At 66.6% G+C, this 1244-nt stretch carries 2 protein-coding genes; both read right to left on the bottom strand.

Annotated elements, in window-relative coordinates:
* Positions 1 to 49: 49 nt before the first annotated feature.
* Positions 50 to 472 carry a YbaN family protein gene (locus tag ACQKDV_RS11870; RefSeq protein ID WP_427783937.1) on the bottom strand — a complete coding sequence of 141 codons (423 nt, stop codon included), beginning with the start codon at positions 470 to 472 and terminating at the stop codon, positions 50 to 52.
* A 54-nt stretch (positions 473 to 526) separates the two neighbouring features.
* Positions 527 to 1244, bottom strand: a 718-nt coding sequence (locus ACQKDV_RS11865; RefSeq protein ID WP_427783936.1) for a prolyl oligopeptidase family serine peptidase, incomplete at its 5' end; no start/stop codon positions are given.

The following is a 1244-nucleotide window of genomic DNA, read 5'->3' as shown; positions in this document are numbered from 1 at the left end:
CGGCCGCGAAAACCCCGCGCTGCGCGCGATCGTCGACCAACGGTCGACGCTACCCCCCATCTGGGGGTAACGGCCGCGTCCACAGCCAGATCGCCACCACGGTCATGCTGCCGATGGAGAACCACTTCACCCAGGCGATCGGCACGCACCACAGCATGATGCCGGCACACACGGCCATGGTGATGGTGGCCATCCATTTGCCATAGCGGCTGACCGCACCGTGCGCCTGCCAGTTGGCGATGGCCGGGCCGAAGCGCGGATGCTGCAGCAGCCAGGCATGCAGGCGCTCGGAACCGCGCGAGGCGGCCCAGGCCGAGATCAGGATGAATACGGTGGTCGGCAGGCCCGGCACGAAGATGCCGACGATGCCGGTGCCGAGGCTGGCGTACGCCAGCAGCCACCACGCCCAGCGGAAACGCACCACGCGCGGTGGCGGCGTGTCATCGGGCGGCGATGGCGCGGGTGCGGTCATGGCCGCAAGGATACCGGTTCAGGGTGCCAGGCAGTGCCCGGCACCCTGCCACGATCACGGCTGGACGATGCCCAGCTGCTGCAGCACGAACGCATACGACTCGGACAGTTCGCGGTACCGCTGGAAGCGCCCGGACTTGCCGCCGTGCCCGGCTTCCATGTTGGTGCGGAACAGGATCGGGTAATGGCCGGTGTTGTCGTCACGCAGCTTGGCCACCCACTTGGCCGGTTCCCAGTACTGCACCTGCGAATCCCACAGACCGGTACCCACGAACAGCGCCGGGTAGGCCTGCTGCCTGACGTTGTCGTAGGGCGAGTAGGACAGCATGTAGTCGTAGTACGGCTTCTGCTCCGGGTTGCCCCACTCGTCGTACTCGTTGGTGGTCAGCGGAATGGTCGGGTCGAGCATGGTGGTCACCACGTCCACGAACGGCACCTGCGCCACCATCACCCGGTAATCCTGCGGCGCCTGGTTGGCCACCGCCCCCATCAGCAGGCCGCCAGCACTGCCACCAGAGGCGGCGACGCGGTCCTTGGCCGCCCAGCCCTGTGCCACCAGGCCACGGGTGACGTCGATGAAGTCGTTGAAGGTGTTCTGCTTGTGCAGCAGCTTGCCGTTCTCATACCAGTCGCGGCCCATTTCCTGGCCGCCACGGATATGGGCAATGGCATACACCACGCCACGATCGAGCAGGCTCACCGCGGTCTGGTTGAAGTACGGGTCCATCGACATGCCGTAGCTGCCGTAGGCGTACTGGAACAGCGCGCCCTTG

The sequence above is a fragment of the Stenotrophomonas sp. NPDC077659 genome (assembly GCF_050268705.1).
In the GTDB taxonomy this organism is placed as follows: Bacteria; Pseudomonadota; Gammaproteobacteria; order Xanthomonadales; family Xanthomonadaceae; genus Stenotrophomonas.
Note: the sequence above shows the minus strand (reverse complement) of the source record. Positions and strands in the feature narration are given on the sequence as shown.

Excerpts from the sequence above, each read along its gene's own strand:
- ACQKDV_RS11870 (WP_427783937.1), bottom strand. The coding sequence starts at position 472 with ATGACCGCACCCGCGCCATCGCCGCCCGATGACACGCCGCCACCGCGC.